Here is a 25,619-nt window from a genome sequence, read left to right as displayed (position 1 = left end):
GTATATTTATTTTATATTATTTAAACTTTCAAAATAATAATGAAATTTATTTTTCTTAAAGTATTCTCTAGGACTCATTCTAATAAATTCTTTAAAATCCTTATTAAAATGACTTTGATCATAATAACCAAATTCAAGACAATCTAATAAATTTCTTTTTGATAGATGAATTGATTTAATTGTCTTTTCAAGGCGAACCAGCTTTTGAAAATATTTGGGGGTTACACCAAAATGATCTTTAAAATTTCGTTCAAAAGTACGCTTCGAAAAATTTGAATAATCAACTAAATCCATTATTCTTATTGTTTTATAGTCACTATAAATCTTTTGATTAAAACAATCCCAATTAACTAATTCTTCTTTTTTAAAAGAAGACAACAGATCTATTAAAAAATCTTCTATTAATTCTATCTTTTTTGAAATTTCTGTTGTATCTAAAAATCTTTTTTGAAATTCCTTAAACTGATTTCCCCAAACATCATCAGCCCAAACAATTTTATTCTTAACATCTAAATAAGAAACATTAGAAAAGTGTCGAAACATTCCTGATTTAAAACGAACTGCTATAAATTGTTCTTTTAAAACATTTTTATTTAATATTTCTCTTGGACAAACAAGATAAGAATAACTTAATTCTGATTTAGACATAAAAACACTTTCGCCAAAATGAAAAAAAAGGTCTAAACCTGTACCTGGCAAAAAAAAAGATAATGATTCATCATCACAGTACTCCTTGTCTTCATAAAAATATCTATCTATATAAGGCTGTAATTTAGTAGAAGGTTTTACGGACAATTTAGCCATACAAATATTTAATTTTAATCAAGAATAAAGACTTAATATAGAATTTTATTTCAAAATCAAAGTTAATATGCCTATAAGTTATTTATATAACCTGCATGCAAATAAAATTCAAAAATTTCAATTTTTATAAATTCTCCAACAAAAATAAAATTAAATTTATTATTATCGCCTATATAAGGTATACGAAATATTTCCTTTTTATTCTCTCATATCCTCTATTTATTACTTTAGCCTTTTCTAAAAAAGTGATACATATTGATTTTATACTTTCTTTTCACCGTTATATTCATCGTTTTCCCTATTATTTATAAATTTAGTACACCTTTTAAAGTTTATTTTTAAGTACAAATTTACTCCTTTTACACAATCAAGAATTGTAAAAAAACGACATCAAAAAAAATAATATGCGCGCATATTATTTTTTTTGTATATTTGAATTTTAGAATCCAAATGAAAGATAAAACAATAGATTATTTACTTAGAACAACTTGGCAAGCCGTTTCTAGAATGTATAATGAAGAAGGATCTAAATATGAGGGTTCTATGGCTATTGGTTTTGCCCTTTTAAGCATAGACAAAGAAGAAGGTACCCCTTCTACCAGCATAAGTGCAAGAATGGGTATGGAAGCTACCAGTTTAACCCGAACCTTAAAATCATTGGAAGAAAAAGGATTAATTGAAAGAAAACCAAATCCTAAAGATGGAAGAGGCGTTTTGATTTATCTTACTAAAGAAGGAAAATTAAAACGAGAACTATCTAAACAAACTGTTCTTAGATTTAATGAAGTCATCAAACAACATATTAATGAAGAAAAATTAATACACTTCATAGAAGTCACAGAAAAAATAAATGAATTAATACAAGATAAAAAAATATTCAATCAACCAGAGTAATTACAAAATGAAGAGAACAATTAAAAAAGTTGCTGTAGTTGGTTCAGGGATTATGGGTTCAGGAATTGCCTGCCATTTTGCTAATATCGGAGTAGAAGTTTTACTCCTTGATATAGTACCACGTGAACTTACAGAAGCAGAACAAAAAAAAGGGTTAACACTAGAAAATAAAATAGTTAGAAACCGAATCGTAAACGACAGTTTAACTGCCGCTTTAAAATCGAAGCCCTCTCCTATTTATCATCAAAAATTTGCTGATAGAATTACTACAGGAAATTTAACCGATGATATCACAAAAATTAAAGATTGTGATTGGATTATTGAAGTAGTTGTTGAAAGATTAGACATCAAAAAGTCAGTTTTTGAACAAATTGACACACACAGAAAACCTGGAACATTAGTAACTTCAAACACTTCAGGTATTCCTATTCAGTTCATGAGCGAAGGTCGTAGCGAAGATTTCCAAAAGCATTTCTGCGGTACACACTTCTTTAATCCAGCTCGTTATTTGAAATTATTTGAAATTATTCCAGGACCACAAACTTCTTCGGATGTATTGGATTTCTTGAATAATTATGGCGAACAATTCTTAGGAAAAACTTCGGTAGTTACTAAAGACACCCCTGCTTTCATCGGAAACCGTATTGGTATTTTTGGAATCATGAGTTTATTCCACCAAGTGAAAGAATTAGGACTTACTATTGAAGAAGTAGATAAATTAACAGGTCCTGTAATTGGTCGTCCAAAATCGGCTACTTTCCGTACTGTTGACGTAGTAGGTTTAGATACTTTAGTACACGTAGCTAATGGTATTTACGAAAACTGCCCTAACGACGAAGCACACGAATTGTTCAAACTACCTGAATTCATCAACAAAATGATGGAAAACAAATGGTTAGGTAGTAAAACAAAACAAGGGTTTTACAAAAAAGAAGGGAAAGACATCCTTTCTTTAGATTTAGATACATTAGAATACCGTGCCAACAAAAAAGCGTCATTTGCTACTTTAGAAATGACCAAAACTATCGAAAAACCTATCGATAGATTCAAAGTTTTAGTTAAAGGAAAAGACAAAGCAGGTGATTTTTACCGTAAAAACTTCTCAGCGATGTTTGCTTATGTTTCTAACCGTGTTCCTGAAATTACAGACGACTTCTACAAAATTGACGATGCTATGAAAGCAGGTTTCGGTTGGGAAAATGGACCATTCGAAATTTGGGATGCAATAGGTGTTCAAAAAGGTATCGAAATGATGCAAGCAGAAGGCTATACACCTGCTTCTTGGGTAACTGACATGGTTGCGTCTGGAAACACATCTTTCTATACTGTAAAAGAAGGAGCTACACAATACTACAATACCGCATCAAAATCGCAAGTTAAAGTTCCTGGTCAAGACGCATTTATCATCTTAAACAACATTCGCGAAAGCAAAAAAGTTTGGGGGAATGCCGACAGTACAATTCACCACTTAGGCGATGGGATTTTAAATTTAGAATTCCACTCAAAAATGAACTCTATTGGTGGTGGTGTTTTACAAGGAATCAACAAAGCTATTGATTTAGCTGAAAAAGAATACAACGGATTAGTAATTGGAAATCAAGGCGCTAACTTCTCTGTTGGAGCTAATATCGGTATGATTTTCATGATGGCGGTAGAGCAAGAATACGATGAGTTAAATATGGCTATCAAAATGTTCCAAGACACAATGATGCGCGCGCGTTACTCTTCTATTCCAGTGATTGCTGCACCACACGGAATGACTTTAGGTGGTGGTTGTGAACTTTCTATGCACGCGGATAAAATTGTTGCTGCGGCTGAAACCTATATCGGTTTAGTTGAGTTTGGTGTAGGTGTAATCCCTGGTGGTGGTGGTTCTAAAGAAATGGCACTACGCGCTGCGGATACCTTCCGTAAAAATGACGTGGAATTAAACGTTTTACAAGAATATTTCTTAACTGTAGGTATGGCAAAAGTGGCAACTTCTGCTTATGAGGCTTACGACTTAGGCATTTTACAAAAAGGTAAAGATGTGGTGGTGGTTAACAAAGACCGTCAAATTGCCGAAGCTAAAAAACACGCCTTGTTAATGGCTGAAGCAGGATATACACAACCAGTACGTCGTAAAGACATTAAAGTATTAGGAAAACAAGCTTTAGGTATGTTCCTTGTGGGTACAGACCAAATGGTTGCGGGACAATACATTTCGGAACACGACCAAAAAATCGCAAACAAATTAGCTTACGTAATGGCGGGGGGTGATTTATCAGAACCAACTTTAGTAACGGAGCAATACTTGTTAGATTTAGAAAGAGAAGCTTTCTTATCACTTTGTACTGAGAGAAAAACATTGGAGCGTATCCAGTTTATGTTAACTAAAGGGAAACCGCTTCGTAATTAATATTTTAAATTATAAATGTTGAATTTTAAATGAAACATAAATAATTTGAAAAACAACAAATAATTTAAAATTTATAATTCAAAATTCAAAATAATGAGTAAAACAGCATATATAGTAAAAGGATATAGAACAGCAGTAGGTAAAGCACCGAAAGGACTGTTCCGTTTTAAACGTCCAGATGAATTGGCCGCTGAAACCATCGAGCACATGATGGCTGAATTACCCAACTTCGACAAGTCAAGAATTGACGATGTAATGGTAGGTAATGCGATGCCTGAGGCGGAACAAGGATTAAATATGGGACGTTTAATCTCTTTAATGGGATTAAAAGTGACCGATGTTCCTGGAGTAACAGTGAACCGTTACTGTGCTTCTGGTTTAGAAACCATTGGTATGGCAACTGCAAAAATCCAAGCAGGAATGGCACATTGTATCATTGCCGGTGGTGCAGAGAGTATGAGTTATATTCCAATGGGAGGTTATAAACCAACTCCTGATTATAAAGTAGCCGCAGCAGGTAACGAAGATTACTACTGGGGTATGGGATTAACCGCTGAAGCTGTAGCAAAGCAATTTAATATTTCACGTGCAGACCAAGATGAATTTGCTTATCAGTCGCACATGAAAGCGTTGAAAGCACAAGCAGAAGGTAAATTTGATGCTCAAATCGCGCCTATCACCGTAGAACAAACGTTCATCAACGAAGCTGGCAAAAAAGAAACTAAATCTTATGTAGTTACTAAAGACGAAGGACCACGTGCAGGTACTTCTGTTGAAGCGCTTTCAGGATTAAAGCCTGTATTTGCTGCAGATGGTTCAGTAACTGCGGGTAACTCATCACAAATGAGTGACGGTGCCGCTTTCGTACTGATTATGAGCGAAGAAATGGTGAAAGAATTAAATTTAGAACCTATTGCACGTTTGGTAAACTTTGCATCTTCAGGTGTTGAACCTAGAATCATGGGTATCGGCCCTGTAAAAGCCATTCCAAAAGCGGTACAACAAGCTGGTTTAAAAATTTCTGATATCGAATTATTCGAATTAAACGAAGCTTTCGCAGCACAATCATTAGCGGTAATCCGTGAGTTAGACTTAAACCCTGAAATCATCAACGTAAATGGTGGTGCAATCGCTTTAGGTCACCCACTAGGTTGCACGGGAGCTAAATTATCAGTTCAATTATTTGACGAAATGAAACGCCGCGGTAACAAATACGGTATGGTAACCATGTGTGTGGGTACTGGACAAGGTACAGCGGGGATATTTGAGTTACTATAAATGATGGATTTTAAATTTTAAATTTTAAATGAATTATGAAGAACGATAATATAATTGCTATCAAAACATTTGAATTTGCACTATCAGTTATCAATCTAACAATTCAACTTAAAAAAGAAAACGAGTTCATTATTTCAAAACAATTAATGCGAAGTGCTACAAGTATAGGTGCAAATGTTGAAGAAGCTATAGCTGCTCAATCTAAAAAAGACTTTATTAGTAAAATGTCAATCGCTTCAAAAGAAGCCAGAGAAACTAAATACTGGTTGAGACTTTTAGATAAATCAGAAATAACCAAAATTAATATTGAAATTTATTTAACTGAAATTGAGCATATCATAAACATAATAACCAAAATTGTAAAAACTTCTCAGGAAAGTATAAACTAATTTAAAATTTATAATTCAACATTTAAAATAATAACAAATGGAAGATATTACAAGAGGCGGACAGTTCTTAGTTAAAGAAACGAAATGCGAAAATATATTTACTCCTGAGGATTTCTCAGAAGAACAAATCATGATGCGTGATTCTATCAAAGAATTCGTAGACAAAGAATTATGGTCAGAAAAACCTCGTTTTGAGAAAAAAGACTACGCTTACACCGAAGAATGTATGCGTAAAGCAGGTGAACTTGGTTTCTTAGGAGTTGCGGTTCCTGAAGCTTACGGTGGTTTAGGTATGGGCTTCGTATCAACGATGTTAACTTGTGACTATATTTCTGGTGCTACAGGTTCATTCTCTACAGCTTTCGGAGCACACACAGGTATTGGTACTATGCCAATCACTTTATACGGTACAGAAGAACAAAGATTAAAATATGTTCCAAAATTAGCATCGGGTGAATGGTTTGGCGCTTACTGTTTAACAGAACCTGGAGCAGGTTCTGACGCTAATTCTGGTAAAACAAAAGCAGAATTATCAGCAGATGGTAAATCATACAAAATCAACGGTCAGAAAATGTGGATTTCTAACGCTGGTTTCTGTAACGTAATGATTGTTTTTGCTCGTATTGAAGATGACAAAAACATCACGGGATTCATCGTAGAGTATGACCCAGCAAATTCAAACGGAATTACGTTAGGTGAAGAAGAACACAAATTAGGTATTCGTTCGTCTTCTACACGTCAAGTATTCTTCAACGATACAGTTGTTCCTGTAGAAAACATGTTAGCAGGACGTGGTGAAGGTTTCAAAATTGCAATGAATGCGTTGAACGTAGGTCGTATCAAATTGGCAGCTGCTTGTTTAGATGCACAACGTCGTACCATTACAGAAGCTGTAAAATATGCTAGCGAGCGTATCCAATTTAAAACCCCAATTGCAAACTTTGGCGCTATTCAAGCTAAATTAGCTAACATGGCTACTAACGCTTATGTAGATGAAGCAGCATCATACCGTGCCGCTAAAGATATCGAAACAAGAATTGAATTACGTGAAGCAGCGGGTAACACCCACCAAGAAGCAGAATTAAAAGGAGTGGAAGAATTTGCTATCGAATGTTCAATCCTTAAAGTAGCAGTTTCAGAAGACGTTCAAAGCTGTACTGACGAAGGTATCCAAATTTTTGGAGGTATGGGATTCTCAGAAGAAACACCAATGGAATCGGCTTGGAGAGATGCTCGTATTGCTCGTATCTATGAAGGAACTAACGAAATTAACCGTATGTTATCGGTAGGTATGTTAGTGAAAAAAGCCATGAAAGGTCAGGTAGATTTATTAGGTCCTGCAATGAAAGTGGCTGAAGAATTAATGGGTATTCCTGATTTCAATACTCCTGATTACACGGAACTATTTGCAGAAGAAAAAGAATTAATCGGCAAATTGAAAAAAGCGTTCTTAATGGTTGCAGGATCTGCTGTACAAAAATTTGGTCCAGATTTAGAAAAACACCAACAATTATTGATGTGTGCTTCTGATATGTTAATCGAGATTTACATGGCAGAGTCAGGAATTTTACGTACAGAAAAATTAGCGAAAGCTAAAGGAGCTGAAAATGTAAAAGAACAAATTGCTATGGCGCAATTGTACTTATACCAAGCGGTAGACATCGTTTCTCAAAAAGGAAAAGAAGGCATTGTTTCTTTTGCTGATGGCGATGAACAACGCATGATGTTAATGGGATTACGTCGTTTTACAAAATATACCAATATGCCAAATGTAGTAGCACTTCGCGAAACTATTACTGCTAAAATGATTGCAGAAAACGGCTATTGCTATTAGTCTTTAAATTTTAATTAGTTTGGTTAAAAGGGTCACTATTTAATAAAAATAGTGGCCTTTTTTATAAATAAAACCTTTTCTAGAACGAATTGATTAAAAATAATATTATTTAAACTTAAAATATACTGAATTAAAAAGTAAAATTCTCAATACGTTTTTTCCATTTTTAAACAACTTGAACAGACGATTGAGTATATAATTGAAATCATCGTTAGTTCGAGCCCGAAGCGCATCGAGAACCAACACTAATTTTTATTGCTTTTGTAAGATAGTGCCTAAATCAACATGTAGTTTGCCACTCCGATAAGGAGGAATCTGATAATCAACATTATGTGATTTCTCCCTTTGATCAAAATGAACAAGATTACGAACTTTTTGGACAGTTTCAAGGTTAAAAAAAAGTATTAAGAGGAAATTTCAAAATTTAAATGATATTAGGTTCAACGAAGACTCTTTTTGATTCAACGAAGACTCTTTTAGATTAAATGAAGACTCTTTTTGGTTCAACGAAGACTCTTTTTGGTTCAACGAAGACTCTTTTTGGTTCAACGAAGACTCTTTTTGGTTCAATGAAGACTCTTTTTGGTTCAACGAAGACTCTTTTTGATTCAACGAAGACTCTTTTTGGTTCAATGAAGACTCTTTTTGATTCAACGAAGACTCTTTTTGGTTCAACGAAGACTCTTTTTGGTTCAACGAAGACTCTTTTTGGTTCAACGAAGACTCTTTTAGATTCAATGAAGACTCTTTTAGATTCAATGAAGACTCTTTTTGATTCAACGAAGACTCTTTTTGGTTCTATTTTTAATCTCTTGATTGTCACTAAGTAAGGAAGAGTCATATAATCGATATCAAAAACACTTAATAAAAGAGGAATATAATCATCAGAATTTAAAAACGGTATGTTACGCACTTTATGAGATCCCTCCTAATATCGGGATGACAAGAACCCGAAATAAAATACCTCTTAATTGTTACTCCGAATCTCACGCATTTTATGAGATCCCTCCTAAAGTCGGGATGACAAGAACCCGAAATAAATGCCTCTTGTTTGTTACTCCGAATGTTACGCATTTTATGAGATCCCTCCTAATATCGGGATGACAAGAACCCGAAATAAAATACCTCTTAATTGTTACTACGAATGTCACGCATTTTATGAGATCCCTCCTAAAGTCGGGATGACAAGAACCCGAAATAAATGCCTCTTGTTTGTTACTCCGAATGTTACGCATTTTATGAGATTCCTCCTAATATCGGGATGACAAGAACCCGAAGTAAAATACCTCTTAATTGTTACTCCGAATGTCACGCACTTTATGAGATCCCTCCTAAGGTCGGGATGACAAGAACCCGAAATAAATGCCTCTTAATTGTTACTCCGAATGTTACGCATTTTATGAGATCCCTCCTAATATCGGGATGACAAGAACCCGAAGTAAATGCCTCTTGTTTGTTACTCCGAATGTTACACATTTTATGAGATCCCTCCTAATATCGGGATGACAAGAACCCGAAATAAATGCCTCTTAATTGTTACTCCGAATGTTACGCACTTTATGAGATCCCTCCTAAAGTCGGGATGACAAGAACCCGAAATAAATGCCTCTTAATTGTTACTCCGAATGTTACGCATTTTATGAGATCCCTCCTAATATCGGGATGACAAGAACCCGAAATAAATGCCTCTTAATTGTTACTCCGAATGTTACGCATTTTATGAGATCCCTCCTAATATCGGGATGACAAGAACCCGAAATAAATGCCTCTTAATTGTTACTCCGAATGTTACGCATTTTATGAGATCCCTCCTAAAGTCGGGATGACAAGAACCCGAAGTAAAATGCCTCTTAATTGTTACTCCGAATATTACGCATTTTATGAGATCCCTCCTAATATCGGGATGACAAGAACCCGAAATAAATGCCTCTTAATTGTTACTCCGAATGTTACGCATTTTATGAGATCCCTCCTAATATCGGGATGACAAGAACCCGAAATAAATGCCTCTTAATTGTTACTCCGAATGTTACGCACTTTATGAGATCCCTCCTAAAGTCGGGATGACAAGAACCCGAAATAAATGCCTCTTGTTTGTTACTCCGAATGTCACGCATTTTATGAGATCCCTCCTAATATCGGGATGACAAGAACCAGAAGTAAAATACCTCTTGTTTGTTACTCCAACGTAAGGAGGGGTCTCATAATCAGTATTATGTGTTTTCTCTTTTTGGTCGAAATGAAAAAAAAGATTGCGAACTTTTTGGACAGTATCAAGGTTAAAAAAATAGTATTATGAGGAACTTTCAAAGTTTAAATGGCATAATAGATATTCATAAAATTTTAAGTTTATTTATTTTTATTTTAATCACAAAAACGTCCTTTTTAAAACAAAAAATGAAAATAATATTTTGTTTAACTTATATTTATATAAATTTTAACTATTATCAATAACAAAATGATTAATTCTATATTTTAAATTTGCAATACGGTGAAGTTCTATTATGTTTAATAGAATATAAACTTAAAAAGAGGCTTTTCAAAAGGTAATAAATCAACATGCAGTTTGTCACTCCAACGTAAGTAGGAGTCTCATAATCAACATTATGTATTTTCTCCCTTTGGTCTAAATGACAAGATTGTGAACTTTTTGAACAGTCTCATTAATCTCAAACATATTTAAAATAATGAAAAAAAAAATTGTATCTAGTCTTTTTATTTTAGGATTATGTGCTAGCTGTCAAAGTTCTCATGTAACAAAAAATGAAATTAAAGTTGTTCTTAATTCAAAAAGTGATAGTCAAGTAACAGGAACTGCTGTTTTTTCCGAAAAAAATGGTATTATAACAATGGTAGCTAACATGAGTGGTTTAACACCTGGAGAACATGCTATTCATTTACATGAAAAAGCAGATTGTTCTGCTCCAGACGGAACTTCTACAGGTGGACACTGGAATCCTACTTTTAAAAAGCACGGCAAGTGGGGACAGGCAGAATATCATAGAGGAGATATTGGGAACTTTACTGCAGATGATAAAGGAAATGCGGTGGTAACGTTTTCAACTAATGAATGGTGTATTGGGTGCGGTGATCCAGCAAGAGACATAACAGGTAAAGGATTAATCGTTCATAAAGGAGTTGACGATTTTACGACTCAACCTACTGGAAATGCTGGAGGTAGAATTGCTTGCGCTGGTATTTTAAAATAATTTTTTCAAGAGGCTGTTCAAAAATCAAATTATAAATTATTTGTTTATTGCTTTAGTAAATATTATATTGATTTTATATAATTTATATCTTCTGTTTAATTTTAAGTCTTTTTTAGCTCAACTAAAAAGAAATGAAATAATAAGATAAAGTACCTTATAACAGCCTCTTTAAAAAATCTATTTAGACTACTAAAGGATTTATTTTTTCCTTAAAATTTTTGATAACGTTTATCTTCTGGTTCTGCTTTATTAATAATGAAATAATATTATGAATTATTAACGAAAAGTATGAAAATGTTTTCATATTAAACCCTAATTAAGAGTTATCAATTTATTATAGATCAAAATGATTTTTTATTCTTTTCATCTTTATCATAAAATCTAACACATAATATAGATTAATTTCATACCTATCACTTATATTCCTAACTCTTAATTATTTTTTAAAATGTATAAAAAAATAATTAAGAGTTAGGAAAAAATAATTGTTTTTAAATAAAGTTTTGTTAAGTTTTGATCTTTATTGTTTCTATTTATTATTTTTAACACTCAATTTGACATTTATGTACGACGAACTTAAATACTGGTATTTACGTGATCATAAACTTTTTAAAACCTTAAGTATGTCTCAACTTAAACAATTATGTATTATTGTTGGTTTTAAAAAAGCAAAAAAAGGTGAAATTATATATTTTTCTGATTCTGAAACACCTCGGGTTTTTTTATTAAAAAAGGGAAGTATAAAGATTGTAGCTATAGATCAAGAAGGAAATGAAACTATAAAAGACATTATCCAAAAAGGGGATCTTTTTGGAGAGCTAACTTTAGAACCTGATAGAACATCTAATGAACTAGCTATGGCACTTACAGAAGAAGTTTCTATATGCAGTTTTTTATTATCTGATTTTGAAAATTTAATGCTCAAATATCCTGATTTAGCATTAAGTTACATGAAATTTGTAGGACTAAAACTAAAACGAGTTAAAAACAATTATTCAAACCTAATGTCAAAGGATGCTAAAACACGTCTTAAAACATTTTTATTAGATTGGTGCGAAAAAGAAGGAAGTCATCAAGGGGATAATATTATTTTAGAAAATTATTTAACTCAAACAGATATTGCCCAAATTATTTGTACTTCAAGGCCTACCGCTACTAAATTATTAATAGAGTTAGAAGAAAATGGTATTATCCGATATACTCGTAAGGAAATAATTATTCCTAACATTGAACTTTTACAATAATATTTAGGTTTTTGTAAACTATCTTACAAAATACATTTTTTAGTCCTCTTAATTTTACACTGTAACAATAAAATAAAGAGAATTATGAAAAATGTATTTTTTTATTTACTGTTTTTACCTTTAACACTTTTAGGACAAAAACATATAGCTTCTTCTTCTACTGAAATCAACCCTATCTTAATAGGAGAAACTTTACCTAATGCTCAAATTCAAAAAATAGATAGTAGTTTTGTTTCTAGCCATTCTATTATTAACAAAAAGAAAACGGTATTAATCGTATACCGCGGTGGTTGGTGTCCTTATTGCAATGTTCATTTAAGCAACATAGCATCAATAGAAAATGACATTATCAAATTAGGTTATCAAATAATTGCAATTAGTCCAGACTCTCCTAGTTCTTTGATTAAAACTTCGGATAAAGATAAATTAAAGTATACTCTTTATTCTGATAGCAAAGGAGAGTTATTGACCGCTATGGGAATTACATACGAAGCTCCTTTAACCTACAAACCTATCATTAGTAAAGGTTCTAATAAAGTAAATAAAAATTTCTTACCTGTGTCTTCGTTATTTGTAATTAATGAGGAAAATAAAGTCATTTTTGAATATATAGCTCCTGATTACAAGAATCGTATTTCAGACAAACTATTACTTAATGTATTAAAAAACTTATAATCAAATAAAATTAAACATGAAATTACTTACCACTATTGCCACACTTTTAATTAGTTTTTCTTTTTTCGGGCAAACTTCCAAAAATTTAAAATTAGATCAACAGGAAAAAATAAAATTAGAAAAATTAACAATTGAAAAATATAATCAATTATTATCAAGAGATTCAATAATAATTGTTGATTTTAATGCTAAATGGTGTGGTCCTTGTAAAAAATTAGCTCCTATTTTAGAAAAAGTTTCTAAGGAAAAAAAAATCAAGCTAATTAAAATAGATACTGACAAAAATCCTGAATTGGCTCAAAAATTAAACGTTGAAGGACTTCCCACCTTACATTATTACAAAAAAGGTAAATTAATTTGGGAAAATTTAGGTTTTATAAACGAAGAAGAACTTTTAAAAAAATTAAATTAATCTATTATGAAAAACAAATTTTTAATTCTAACATTAAAGGCATTTTTTGCAAGTTTTATAATTTTATCTTGTGATAAGAATAATGATGATCATAACCAAAATTTATATGAAGAAACGGTTGTCGTTGCAAACAAAAATTCTTCATCTATAAGTTTTTTGAATGCTAACACAAATGCTGTAACCAATACATTAAAAATTGCCAATTCAGAGCCCATGTATCTTGTTTTTGTTCCTTCAAAGGATAAACTATATGTTGGAGATCGAAAAAACAAACAGGTTCATATTATTAATCCTAGTACACAAAAATTAGAAAGTTCAATAAACGTTGGCAATGGGGTTTTTCACATGTGGGCTGATGGACTAGGGAAACAACTTTGGGTTAATAATGATATAGACAACACGATTTCTGTTATTGATCTGAATACTAATTCCGTTAGTAAAACTATAAATGTAGATATGAAACCTCATGATGTTTTTTTAACAAAAGACGGAACGAAGGCTTATATATCTGTTTTTAATTCTGATCAGCAAATGCCTGACAAGGTATATTTATATTCTACTAGTAACTATGAAAAGTTAAAAGAAGTAAATGTTGGTAAAGATCCTCATTTATTTCACTTATCAAATAATAATAGGTTAATTGTTCCTTGTCAATCTGGTGAAATATATAATATAAATGGAGAAAATTTACAAATTATTTCACAAAAGTCATATCCTGGTGCTCATGGTCTATATCCTAGTCCTAACTTAGAAAATATTTTTGTTACCAACATTATGGGTGGACAAATGTATTCTATTAAGACAAATGATTTAGTTCAAAATTATGATCCTATTTCAACTAGTAAACCTTTACCTCATAATTTAGTTTTAAATAAAGATGGGAATAAAATTTTTGCCACTCATTCAGGTTCAAATAGTACAACTGTATCTGTATATAAAATAAATCAGAACAAATTAGTTTATGAGCAAGATATAACCGTTGAAAATAATCCATTTGGTCTAACCTATTATATAAGAAATAAATAATTTTTTTATTATTTTAATAATACCATTTAAACTTAAAATATACTGGATTAAAAAATAAAGTTCTCGATACGTTTTTTTTATTTTAGAAATAACTCGAACAGACGGTTGAGTATATAATTAAAATCATCGTTCGTTCGAGCGCGAAGCGCATCGAGAACCAACACTAATTTTTATTGCTTTTGTAGGGTAGTGTCTAAATCAACATGCGGTTTGTCACTCCGACGTGAGGAGGAGTCTTATAATCAACATTATGTGATTTCTCCCTTTGGTTGACAAGATTGCGAACTTTTTGGACAGTCTCAAAGGTAAAAAAATAGTATTATGTGGAAATTTCAAAGTTTAAATGGTATAATAAATACGATCAAGTATCTATTTAAATAAAATTTTCAATGTAATATATCTTTAGTGGAGAAAGGAATATTTTTAAAAATCCCTTATATCATTCAATCATTTAATTTAGTCTATCAAAAACAAGATTTTATAGTAATGTAGTAATAAAAATTCTTGCTATAATAAAAATTATGACTAATTATTATTCCTTTCTCTACTATTCTCTAAGAACATTTATTCCTTTAAGATATAAAATTAATTTTACCAATTATACTATTTTGAATAGCATTTTATAAATTTATTACTAGCCTAAATTATATTTCTTTTACAATAAATGTTTACTTCTCTATTTTATATAAAATAGATTTCAAAAAAGACTTTAATCAATTTAAAAAGACGTTTTTATGAATTTTACTTCAGTTAAAAATAGGCTTATTGAGCTAAAAGAAATTATGATACAATTAAATGATTGTGATTTTATTATTCCTATTTCTTCTTTAAGTAACGCTACAATAGGGGAACATATTCGACATATTATTGAATTATATCAAGCTCTTTTAAAAGGATATGATAATAATATAATTAATTATGATACTAGAGAACGAGATGTTAGTATACAAACTGTAAAAAAGTGTGCTATTTCAGCTATTGATTTAATTATTAATGAAATAGAAAAAGAAAATAAAAAATTGATAATAGAGCATTTTATTTCTGGTATTCCAACTTTTATAGAAACGAATTATTTTAGAGAAGTGCTTTATAATTTAGAACATTGTATTCATCATCAAGCTCTAATAAAAGTTGCTTTATTAAATTTTAATTATATACAAATTTCAGAAACATTTGGTATTGCTCCATCTACTATTGAATTTCGAAAAATATGTGCACAGTAAGTTACGTTTTTAGCAATAACACGATCATCATTACTTCTAATAGAGATGAAAAAATGGGTCGCCCTAAAGCATTAGTTCCAAAATCTTATATGGGTCAGCAAAAAAAAATGTTTTTCCCAAAAGACTCAAAAGCAGGTGGCACTTGGTATGTATTAGATGATAAGGGAAATATAATTGTTTTACTAAATGGTGCATCTGAAAAACACATTCCTAAAGAAAATTACCGAAAAAGTAGGGGTTTAATTTTGCTTGAAATTTTTGATAGCGGTCATTGTATAAATAAATGGTTAGAAATAAACCTAACTGATATAGAACCTTTTACATTAATTGTTTATACTCATAAACAACTCTATCAACTACGTTGGGATGGTACTGCAAAAAATACTTTAAAATTAAATCCTCAAGGAAAATATATATGGTCTTCTTCTACACTGTATTCTAATCTTATAAGAAAAGAAAGAGAATCATTATTTAACACATTTATCCAAAATAAGGATATAATTTATGCTAAAGATATAGCCTATTTTCATCAACATACAAATTCAGATGATAAAGAAAATGGATTGGTCATTAACCGAAATGATACTTTCATTACACAAAGTATTACTCAAACGATTATAAATCAAAATAAAATGATTTTTAATTACAAAGATTTGATTACTGAAGAAATTTACGAGAACTCTTTTTTAATGTTATAATGAAACTTTTCATACATAAACTAACACATTGGGAATATTGGCCCTTTCAGATTCTTTATATACCTATTTATTTTTTATGGATCTATTATGCTATCCGTTCTCGTACTTTATTCTTCTTTAATACCGTAAATCCAACCATTAAAAATGGAGGTTTTTTTAATGAAAGTAAGAATGATATATATCATTTAATCCCACAGCAGTACTATCCTAAAACATATTTAATAAATTACAAAGATTCTATTGAACAGGTTTCAACACATTCGCTTGTTTTTCCTTTTATTGCAAAACCTGACATTGGTTTACGAGGAAGTGCTGTAAGACGAATTTATTCTTTGGAAGATTTAAAAAAATACCATAAAAATGTTAATTTTAATTACCTCCTTCAAGAATTAATTCCTTTTTCTAACGAAATTGGGATCTTTTATGTTCGTTTTCCGAACGAAAAACAAGGTCGTATTACAGGAATCGTATCAAAAGAGTTTATGATTATAACAGGCGACGGAAAAAACACTATTGAAAACCTCATCAAACTAAATCCGCGTTATGAATTACAGCTAAATGTCTTACGAAAAGAATTAGGCTCAAAAATTCATACTATTTTACCCAAAGGAAAAACCTATAATCTTGTCCCTTTTGGTAATCATTCTAGAGGAACAAAATTTGTTGATATCAGCTACAAAATTTCCGAAAGACTAACACAAGTAATCGACAATATGTGTCAACAAATAAATGGTTTTTATTATGGTCGCATGGACTTAATGTATAATACTTGGGAAGAGTTAGAAAATGGAAAAAATTTTATGATTGTAGAATTAAACGGCTCTGCAAGTGAACCTACCCATATTTACGATCCTAATCATTCTATCTTCTTTGCTTGGAAAGAAATAGCTCGACACGTTCGTTATATGTTTAAAATTAGTCAACAAAATCATATAAAAGGAGTTCCTTATCTTAACCATAAAGAAGGCATGAATGAATATCGTAAGCATCAAGAACATTTTTATAAGCTTACTCAAATTTAATCATAATTTAAAAAAATTATAAATATAACTTAAGACAGAATAAATTTTATACTATTGAATTTAAAAATAAAAAATATAGTAGTAGGTTTTACTATTAGCTTTATAGGTTCTATACCACTTGGTTATTTAAACATAATAGGTTTACATTATTATAAAAAAAGCAACCTGTTTTCTACCCTAGTTTATTTACTAGGTGTAGTGCTTATAGAAAGTTTTATAATTTATTTTACAGCTAAAGGTATTTCTAGAATTAATTTAAATCCTAAATTAAAAACAAAAATTTCTTTATTCAGTATACTTTTCTTATTACTTCTCTCCTATTTAGCTAAACAACCCGTTGATTTAGAAAAAACAAACAATCAAGTTTTTATTTTAAAACAAATACTAGAACATCCTCTTTGTACAGGGATGCTATTTAGTGGTCTTAACTTTTCCCAAATTCCATTTTGGTTGAGTTGGAATGTATATATCCTAAACGAAAAATATATAATTCCTTCACAAAACGGACTTCTTTTATACACTTTTGGAGCTGTAGTAGGAACTTATACTGGTATGCTTAGCTTAATTATTTTTTTAGATAAAACTACAAACTATATTCAATTACCACTTCAAAAATACATCTCTGTTTTTTTTATTTCTTTAGCCATTTGGCAGAGTTTTATCCTAATAAAAAACAGGTACATTTCTAAAAACTAAACATTCCTTATACAAGTATTATATATTATTACATTCTTCTTTTTAATATTTATGTTATCTGATAATATGATTTCTCTTATAGTCAAAATAATAGACTAAACGTTGAAAGTTTTAATTTTTCAGACACCCTCCAATTATTTACTTATATCCAAGAAGTAATCTATAAACTATTAATTTTAAAGGTAAAGATAAAAAACGTATAGAATTGATATAATCTATTTTATAACATATTAATTAAATTAATAAATTAAATCATAATTTGTTTAATAAACAATTTTTATTAGTAGGCATATTTTACACAATATTACAGTATATAATACCATTTAAACTTAAAATATAATGGATTAAAAAGTAAAATTCTTTATCTGTTTTTTTCATTTTTAAAACAACTCGAACAAAGGGTTGAGTATATAATTGAAATCATCGTTAGTTTGAGCGCGAAGCACATCGAGAACCAACACTAATTTTTATTGCTTTTGTAGGATAGTGTCTAAATCAGCATGCAGTTTGTCACTCCTATATAAGGAGGAATCTCATAATCAGCGTTATGTGATTTCTCCCTTTGGTCGAAATGAAAGATTGCGAACTTTTTGGACAGTCTTAAGGTTAAAAAAATAGTATTATGAGGAAGTTTCAAAGTTTAAATGGTATAATACTTTCTTTATTATCATTTAAATCAGTTAATTTAAATTTTTCTTTATCTATTTTAAATATTTATTTTTCAATTATATAAAAGGGTTTATTTAATTTAAAATTTTAATTATTTCGTTAAAAAATATAAAACCCATAAAACTCTACATATTATTTTAAAAAGTCTGTAAAATGAAAATCTATAGCTCTTATTTTGAAATTATATTTCTTTACCTTTGTAAAAATTGGTTTTGCTTAAAATGATACAAGATATTCATACTCTAGACCCCAAAAAAAATATACTTATAAAAGGAGCACAGATTCATAATCTAAAAAATTTAGATGTTGCAATTCCCAGAAATAAACTAATTGTTATCACAGGATTATCAGGCTCTGGAAAATCAAGTTTAGCATTTGATACATTATATGCAGAAGGTCAACGCAGATATGTAGAAAGTCTTTCTAGTTATGCACGACAATTTTTAGGTAGGCTTGACAAACCAAAAGTTGATTATATTAAAGGAATTGCACCAGCTGTAGCAATAGAACAAAAAGTAAATACTACAAACGCAAGATCTACAGTAGGTACTTCTACCGAAATTTATGATTACCTAAAACTACTATTTGCTCGAATAGGTAAAACCTACTCTCCTATTTCTGGTTTAGAAGTCAAAAAACACACAGTAACTGATGTAATAGAACACGTCCAAAAACTAGAAGAAGGAAAACGCTACTTACTTTTATCTCCAATACATTTAGAAAAAGGAAGAACATTAGAAAACAAATTAAAAATTCTCTTACAACAAGGTTTCAGTAGAATATTAATTAATAATGAAACCATTCGTCTAGATGAATTTACTGATTCCCAAGAATTACACTCAAAAGATATTTATAAAGACAAGGAAATTTTATTAATTATAGATCGTTTAGTTGTAAAACACGAAGAAGATTTTTACAATCGGTTAGCCGATGCTATTCAAACAGCTTTTTATGAAGGCAAAGGATTTTGTTATTTACAAGAGCTTAATACTACTGAAAAAATAATTTTTAGTGCTAATTTTGAATTAGATGGTCTTTCTTTTTTAGAACCTAACGTTCATCTATTTAGCTTCAACAATCCTTATGGGGCCTGTCCTACCTGCGAAGGATATGGAAATATAATAGGAATAGATCAAGATCTCGTAATCCCTAATACGGCATTATCTGTGTATGAAAACTGCATAGCACCATGGAAAGGCGAAAGCATGAGTTGGTACCGCGATCAATTAGTAAATAATTCGCATAAATTTGATTTCCCTATTCATAAACCCTATTTTCAGCTAGAAGAATCACAAAAACAGTTAATTTGGGAAGGGAATCAATACTTTGAAGGACTTACTTCTTTTTTTAAAGAATTAGAAGAAAAAAACTATAAAATTCAAAATCGTGTTTTGCTATCACGCTATAGAGGCAAAACAAAATGTTCAATATGCAAAGGAAAACGATTAAGACCTGAGGCTAGTTATGTAAAAATTAATCACAAGACATTACCAGAACTTGTAGATTTGCCCATCCGTAAATTAATCCCTTTTTTTAACGACCTAACATTATCAGAATACGATGCAAAAGTAGCCAAACGATTACTTATAGAAATCAATAATAGATTAGCTTTCTTAGAAAATGTAGGTCTAGATTATCTGACTTTAAATAGAAATTCTGCTACTCTTTCAGGCGGCGAATCACAACGTATCAACTTAGCTACATCACTAGGAAGCAGTTTAGTAGGTTCTATGTATATACTAGATGAACCTAGTATAGGATTACATCCTAAAGACACTGAAAAACTAAATAAAGTACTAGAATCATTACGCGATTTAGGCAATACCGTAATAGTAGTAGAACATGATGAGGATATTATGAAATCAGCTGATATGATCATAGATATTGGTCCCGAAGCAGGTACCTACGGAGGAAACTTAGTAGCACAAGGCACGTATGAAGAAATACTAAAATCTAACTCTCTTACTTCCCAATATTTAAATGGAAAACGCACTATAGACGTTCCTAAAAAAAGAAGAAAATTTAAAAATCATATAGATATTATTGGAGCTAGAGAAAACAATTTACAAAATATTGATGTCACTATTCCTCTAGATGTACTAACCATCATTACAGGTGTATCAGGATCCGGTAAAAGCACATTAGTAAAAAAAATACTATATCCCGCCCTACAAAAACAATTGGAAAGTGTAAGCGAAAAACCAGGTCAATTTACCGAAATATCTGGCAACTATTCTCATATTAAACATGTAGAATATGTAGACCAAAACCCTATAGGTCGTAGTTCTCGATCCAATCCCGTTACATATATAAAAGCATACGATGATATTCGTGATTTATTTGCTAAAGAAAAAGTTTCAAAACTAAGAGGATACCAACCTAAACATTTTTCTTTTAATGTAGATGGAGGTAGATGTGAAAGTTGCAAAGGAGAAGGAACAATCAATGTCGAAATGGTTTTCATGGCAGATGTTTCATTACCTTGTGAAACTTGTAACGGAAAACGTTTTAAAAAAGAAATTTTAGAAATACAATTTGAAGGTAAAAATATAGATGACATCCTCAACTTAACTATAGACGATGCCTTAGCTTTCTTTAAAACAAACAATCAAAATAAAATCATTCAAAAACTACAACCTCTACAAGATGTTGGACTAGGTTATGTACAATTAGGTCAATCTTCTTCCACTCTATCTGGAGGCGAAGCACAACGAATTAAGCTTGCTTCTTTTTTAGTTAAAGGAACTACAAAAGATAAAGCTCTTTTTATTTTTGACGAACCTACAACAGGTCTTCATTTTCATGATATTAAAAAATTATTAAAATCTTTTGATGCCTTAATAGAAAAAGGACATTCTATTTTAGTTATCGAACACAATCTTGATATGATTAAATGTGCTGACTATATTATAGATTTAGGTCCTGAAGGTGGAGAAAATGGAGGACAATTACTAGCTTTTGGTACACCTGAACAAATAACAAAAGAAAAAAAATCAATTACAGGATATTACCTAAAAAGTAAATTATAAATTGGCACGCTATTTGTAAAGTCAAAAACCAAGAATTTGATTTAAATTTAATTGGTTCGTTTTGTTTTTATAAAGTGTGTATCAAAATACACAATCTCGCCGTTTAACTTCGTTCAATCTCCTCTATCATCTAAAAGAGATTTGAACGAATTGAACAGGCAAAAAAACGTATCATTCTTATTTAAAAGTTAATTAACTTACACACTTTGGTAAGATAGTTTCTTTATAAATTTCCACCTACCCCTTTAAACTTCTCCACAAATGCACTTATTTTTTGAAATACAATTTGTTTTTTTGTGAGGTATAAAGGATTTAAAGGACTCATTTTTGGTAAAATGGCATTGAGTTCTGTGCCGTTTTCACTTGCAAATTCACGTTTTAATGATGCCGTGATGTATCTTTTTGTGGCTTCTTCATTTAAATTCTCTTCTTCAATTAACTCTTTTGCTTCTATCTTTTGTTTTTGTTGTGCATATTTAAAGAATGAATCGATAATATTTGCTTTTTCTTCGATGGCGTCTAATTCTGTTTCGTTAATAAAATCAACTACTAAACTTTCTTTTGCTCTATTGCCAATACTAGCACGAATAACTCGACGAACTTCTTCTATTAACGCAGCTTTATCTTTGGACTTTTTATTGTGCTCAAAAATTAATTCCAGAATATAATCTAGGTTAATTTCTTGTGATTTTAATAAATCAATTTCAAATACTACATCATCCCAATCAATTTTTGATTCTTCCGCTTCCTTACCGTTTTTCTCACGACGTAACCAATCGCGAATGTCATTATAGGTGGAACGATAATCCTGAACGGTTCTTTCTGGCAATACACTTATTTCTTGCATTACGGCAATATCTTCATCAGATACAAAGTAAGTTTCCTTAAAAGCTTCGATTGCTTCACTATCATTTATATCAATATCCTGTAAAGCTTTTAGATGAGTAAATTCATCGTAATTCTGTAAAATATTCTCAACACGTAAGTATTCTCCGAAAAGTTTTGCAAACTCTTTTTTGTCTTTTTCGGTAACTATTTCATCTGGATTTGGAAACTTTTCATTTAACTCATTCACTACATCCTTAAATCCTCTACGTGCTTTACCTGTAACAATATCTGTAAAACCTTCTAAATATTCTTTATAGCTTTTTTCAAGCACTACATTTTTGGTGTTTTTATCTCCAAATAAAGTAATAGCATCAATGGTAGCTTGTTCTAAATCTCGGAACGTTACAATATTTCCAAAAGTTTTGGTTGCATCGTAAATTCTATTCGTTCGTGAAAAGGCTTGCATTAACCCATGATAACGTAAATTCTTATCTACAAACAAGGTATTCAAGGTTGGCGCATCAAAACCGGTAAGAAACATTCCGACTACAATAATCAAGTCGATTTCTTTACTTTTTACGCGTTTTGCTAGGTCACGATAATATTCTTGGAATCCACTTTCAATGTTAAAATTCATTTTAAACATTGCATTATAATCGTTGATGGCTTTTGTTAAAAACTCTTTTGCACTCAAATCTAATGCAGTTGGCTCAAATGTTTCATCTAAAATCTCTCCGATGGAATTTTGCTCTTCGTTTGCTGCAAAAGAAAAAATGGTTGCTATTTTAAGCGGTTTTTCGCTGTCTTTTTGTAGGTTATTTAATTCCTCGTAATAACATTTAGCCGCATCCACACTACTTACGGCAAACATTGCGTTAAACCCAGCGTTGCCTCCTTTTGTTCTGTGTGTTTTTTGTCTGAAATTTTGTAAAATGTATTGCGAAATTTCTTTAATACGCTTCGGGTGCAGTAAAGCGGTATTGTTTTCGGCAGCGGTTAATTTTTTTTCGTCTTGTTCTGCTTCGATATTTTTAAATTGCGGGCGGACATTATTATAATCTACTTTGAACTTTAGTACTTTTTCATCTCTAATGGCATCTGTAATCACATAGGAATGTAACTCACGACCAAAAACACTTGCCGTAGTTTCTGCACCTAAAGCGTTTTGCGGAAAAATAGGCGTTCCTGTAAAACCAAATTGGTAGAATTTTTTAAACTTTTTATTTAGGTTTTTTTGTGCTTCGCCAAATTGTGAGCGATGTGCTTCATCAAAAATAAACACCACTTGCTTTTGATAAATAGCCAAATCACTTTCAGTTTTCATCAAGTTATTTAACTTTTGAATGGTGGTAACAATAATCTTATTATCATCTTTCTCTAAGTTGCGTTTTAAACCAGCCGTACTATCAGAGCCATTTACACTATCAGGCGAAAAGCGTTGGTATTCTTTCATGGTTTGAAAATCTAAATCTTTTCGATCGACCACAAAGAATACTTTGTCTATAAAATCCAGTTGGGTAGCTAAACGTGCGGCTTTAAAACTGGTTAGGGTTTTTCCTGAACCTGTGGTATGCCAAATGTACCCACCGCTCTCTACATTAGACCAATTTTTAGCGTTAAAAGAACTTTCTATTTTCCATAACATTCTTTCGGTAGCTGCTATTTGGTAAGGACGCATAACTAACAAGGTATCACTTGTATCAAAAACCGAATAGGTTAACAATACATGTAAAAGCGTATTTTTTTGAAAGAAGGTAGCCGTAAAATCTTTTAAGTCTTTAATTAAGGTATTATCGGCTTTTGCCCATTCCATAGTAAAGTCGAAACTGTTTTTATTGCGTTTCGTAGTGTTGGCAAAATATCGGGTATAGGTACCGTTAGAAATAACAAATAGTTGTAAGTATTTAAAAAGGGAATTGGTAGTATTGAAACTCTCTTTTGAATAACGGTGTACCTGATTGAAGGCTTCACGTATAGCCACTCCACGTTTTTTAAGTTCCACTTGTACCAAAGGCAACCCATTTACTAATATGGTAACATCGTAACGGTTGGCGTGGGTTCCTTTTTGTTCAAATTGAGAAATGACCTGCACTTTATTACGGGTAATATTCTTTTTATCTACTAAATAGATGTTTTGAATACGACCACTATCAAATACAAAATCGTGAATATAATTATCGTGTATTTTTCTTGTTTTATCTACTAAGTTATCGCTTGGTTTGTCTAAATATTCTTCTACAAAACGTGCCCATTCGCTATTGGTGAACTCCATGTTGTTTAATGCCTGTAGTTGTACCCGTACATTAGCTAACATGGATTCTATTGATTTAATATCGAAAGCATTTTCATATCCTTGATTGATTAAATCTTGGATAAATTCCTTTTCCAAAGCGGCTTCGGTTTGATACGTAGACGGTGAATCGTTAAATGCGGAATGTTTAGTATATTTATCTAAAACAATAAAATTGTTGGATTCGGCGATGGTTTTGTAGTTTGACATTTTATTTTTTTAGTTTATCGTTTTCCCATTTTTGTGGGTTGTTTATAATATAATTAGAAATTCGATGGTAAGCGTTTTCGTTACGGATGATGTGTTCCCAATAATTGCGTTGCCAGATTTTAAAATCTAAAGATTTAATTATTTCCGCGGTTGGGGCGGTTGGGGCGGTTGGGGCGAATTGCAATTCGCCCGTACTCAGGGCGAAATCCAATTCGCCTTTATTTGAGGCGAAATCCAATTCGCCTTTATTTGAGGCGAAATCCAATTCGCCTTTATTTGGGGCGAAATCCAATTCGCCTATATTTGAAGCGGAATTCAATTCGCCTTTATTTGGGGCGGAATTCAATTCGCCCGTGCTAATAATATCTTTATTATTTTCTAATATTAAATCCTTAATCTTTTTTATGGTGGCTATTTTATAGCCTCTAATTATTGAGCCGATAGTTTGGGATGGCGATTGAAATTTTCCAATTTCATCTTCTGTTCCTTTTTTTTGGGTAATTTCTATAATGCCGTGCATGTGATTGGGCATTACTACAGATTCATGAATCACGCAATTATCACGTACCTGCTCTGTATGATACCATTCTGTCAAGGCAATTTCTCCAAATGAATTTAAAATCATTTTGCCATTTTCAATGTGCCCAAATAGAGGGGCTCTATCCTCACAGCAAAGAGTTATAAAATACAATCCTGCCTGCGAATAATCGTATCCTTTTAATCGGATAGATTGACGATGATGAATATTTGGATTGTATTTCATTTATTTTATTTTATTTTTTATCGTCGTC

19 protein-coding genes are annotated in these 25,619 nt (G+C 31.1%); 15 read left to right on the top strand and 4 right to left on the bottom strand.

Translation table 11 applies throughout. From position 1 onward, the window contains the following. Nucleotides 1–6 precede the first annotated feature (6 nt). Complete coding sequence (locus ACUXZJ_RS10190; protein ID WP_063743972.1) at nucleotides 7–804, bottom strand: helix-turn-helix domain-containing protein; 798 nt, start codon at nucleotides 802–804, stop codon at nucleotides 7–9. Between the two features lie 450 nt (nucleotides 805–1,254). Here ACUXZJ_RS10190 and ACUXZJ_RS10185 point away from each other — a divergent pair, with 450 nt between their 5' ends. The 5 genes from ACUXZJ_RS10185 to ACUXZJ_RS10165 all read left to right on the top strand — a co-directional run bounded on the left by ACUXZJ_RS10185 (nucleotide 1,255) and on the right by ACUXZJ_RS10165 (nucleotide 7,597). Then, nucleotides 1,255–1,698 carry a MarR family winged helix-turn-helix transcriptional regulator gene (locus ACUXZJ_RS10185; protein WP_060382006.1) on the top strand — a complete coding sequence of 148 codons (444 nt, stop codon included), beginning with the start codon at nucleotides 1,255–1,257 and terminating at the stop codon, nucleotides 1,696–1,698. A 7-nt stretch (nucleotides 1,699–1,705) separates the two neighbouring features. Then, entirely contained in the window at nucleotides 1,706–4,096 is a 2,391-nt protein-coding gene (locus ACUXZJ_RS10180) for a 3-hydroxyacyl-CoA dehydrogenase/enoyl-CoA hydratase family protein (RefSeq protein WP_063743973.1), read from the top strand. Nucleotides 4,097–4,189: 93 nt separating this feature from the next. Beyond that, nucleotides 4,190–5,374, top strand: coding sequence for an acetyl-CoA C-acyltransferase (locus ACUXZJ_RS10175; protein ID WP_060382004.1), 1,185 nt, complete (start codon nucleotides 4,190–4,192; stop codon nucleotides 5,372–5,374). Between the two features lie 35 nt (nucleotides 5,375–5,409). Further along, a complete protein-coding gene (locus ACUXZJ_RS10170; RefSeq protein ID WP_060382003.1) occupies nucleotides 5,410–5,763 on the top strand; it encodes a four helix bundle protein in 354 nt (117 codons plus the stop codon). A gap of 37 nt (nucleotides 5,764–5,800) precedes the next feature. Then, a complete protein-coding gene (locus tag ACUXZJ_RS10165; protein ID WP_063743974.1) occupies nucleotides 5,801–7,597 on the top strand; it encodes an acyl-CoA dehydrogenase family protein in 1,797 nt (598 codons plus the stop codon). 481 nt (nucleotides 7,598–8,078) lie between these two features. On the opposite strand, the gene ACUXZJ_RS10160 is transcribed toward ACUXZJ_RS10165, so the two are convergent. After that, nucleotides 8,079–8,510 carry a hypothetical protein gene (locus tag ACUXZJ_RS10160; RefSeq protein WP_446194877.1) on the bottom strand — a complete coding sequence of 144 codons (432 nt, stop codon included), beginning with the start codon at nucleotides 8,508–8,510 and terminating at the stop codon, nucleotides 8,079–8,081. A gap of 1,774 nt (nucleotides 8,511–10,284) precedes the next feature. On the opposite strand from ACUXZJ_RS10160, the gene ACUXZJ_RS10155 reads away from it, so the two are divergent. From ACUXZJ_RS10155 to uvrA, 10 genes are all read left to right on the top strand, one after another. Next, nucleotides 10,285–10,806, top strand: coding sequence for a superoxide dismutase family protein (locus ACUXZJ_RS10155; protein ID WP_060382000.1), 522 nt, complete (start codon nucleotides 10,285–10,287; stop codon nucleotides 10,804–10,806). 563 nt (nucleotides 10,807–11,369) lie between these two features. After that, nucleotides 11,370–12,050 (top strand): Crp/Fnr family transcriptional regulator, encoded by a 681-nt coding sequence (locus ACUXZJ_RS10150; RefSeq protein ID WP_060381999.1) that lies wholly within the window; start codon nucleotides 11,370–11,372, stop codon nucleotides 12,048–12,050. An 84-nt stretch (nucleotides 12,051–12,134) separates the two neighbouring features. Continuing rightward, on the top strand, nucleotides 12,135–12,725 hold the full coding sequence (locus ACUXZJ_RS10145) for a redoxin domain-containing protein (protein WP_060381998.1): 591 nt from the start codon (nucleotides 12,135–12,137) through the stop codon (nucleotides 12,723–12,725). A gap of 16 nt (nucleotides 12,726–12,741) precedes the next feature. Then, entirely contained in the window at nucleotides 12,742–13,137 is a 396-nt protein-coding gene (locus ACUXZJ_RS10140; RefSeq protein WP_060381997.1) for a thioredoxin family protein, read from the top strand. A gap of 6 nt (nucleotides 13,138–13,143) precedes the next feature. Then, nucleotides 13,144–14,163 carry a YncE family protein gene (locus ACUXZJ_RS10135; protein ID WP_446194874.1) on the top strand — a complete coding sequence of 340 codons (1,020 nt, stop codon included), beginning with the start codon at nucleotides 13,144–13,146 and terminating at the stop codon, nucleotides 14,161–14,163. 734 nt (nucleotides 14,164–14,897) lie between these two features. Then, nucleotides 14,898–15,386 (top strand): hypothetical protein, encoded by a 489-nt coding sequence (locus tag ACUXZJ_RS10130; RefSeq protein ID WP_060381995.1) that lies wholly within the window; start codon nucleotides 14,898–14,900, stop codon nucleotides 15,384–15,386. Beyond that, complete coding sequence (locus ACUXZJ_RS10125; protein WP_060381994.1) at nucleotides 15,374–16,084, top strand: NRDE family protein; 711 nt, start codon at nucleotides 15,374–15,376, stop codon at nucleotides 16,082–16,084. Before ACUXZJ_RS10130 ends, ACUXZJ_RS10125 begins: the two co-directional genes overlap by 13 nt. Continuing rightward, complete coding sequence (locus tag ACUXZJ_RS10120) at nucleotides 16,084–17,106, top strand: hypothetical protein (protein ID WP_060381993.1); 1,023 nt, start codon at nucleotides 16,084–16,086, stop codon at nucleotides 17,104–17,106. Before ACUXZJ_RS10125 ends, ACUXZJ_RS10120 begins: the two co-directional genes overlap by 1 nt. A gap of 54 nt (nucleotides 17,107–17,160) precedes the next feature. After that, nucleotides 17,161–17,802, top strand: coding sequence for a hypothetical protein (locus tag ACUXZJ_RS10115; RefSeq protein ID WP_060381992.1), 642 nt, complete (start codon nucleotides 17,161–17,163; stop codon nucleotides 17,800–17,802). Nucleotides 17,803–18,692: 890 nt separating this feature from the next. After that, nucleotides 18,693–21,500, top strand: coding sequence for an excinuclease ABC subunit UvrA (uvrA, locus tag ACUXZJ_RS10110; protein ID WP_060381991.1), 2,808 nt, complete (start codon nucleotides 18,693–18,695; stop codon nucleotides 21,498–21,500). Between the two features lie 223 nt (nucleotides 21,501–21,723). Here the strand turns inward: uvrA and ACUXZJ_RS10105 are convergent, their stop codons facing one another. Beyond that, complete coding sequence (locus tag ACUXZJ_RS10105; protein WP_446194870.1) at nucleotides 21,724–24,828, bottom strand: type I restriction endonuclease subunit R; 3,105 nt, start codon at nucleotides 24,826–24,828, stop codon at nucleotides 21,724–21,726. A gap of 1 nt (nucleotide 24,829) precedes the next feature. After that, the gene (locus ACUXZJ_RS10100; RefSeq protein WP_060381989.1) at nucleotides 24,830–25,591 is read right to left on the bottom strand and encodes a transposase; all 762 of its coding nucleotides are present in this window, start codon (nucleotides 25,589–25,591) and stop codon (nucleotides 24,830–24,832) included. Between the last annotated feature and the right edge of the window lie 28 nt (nucleotides 25,592–25,619).

Source organism: Flavobacterium sp. TN-1 (assembly GCF_052828645.1).
Note: the sequence above shows the minus strand (reverse complement) of the source record. Positions and strands in the feature narration are given on the sequence as shown.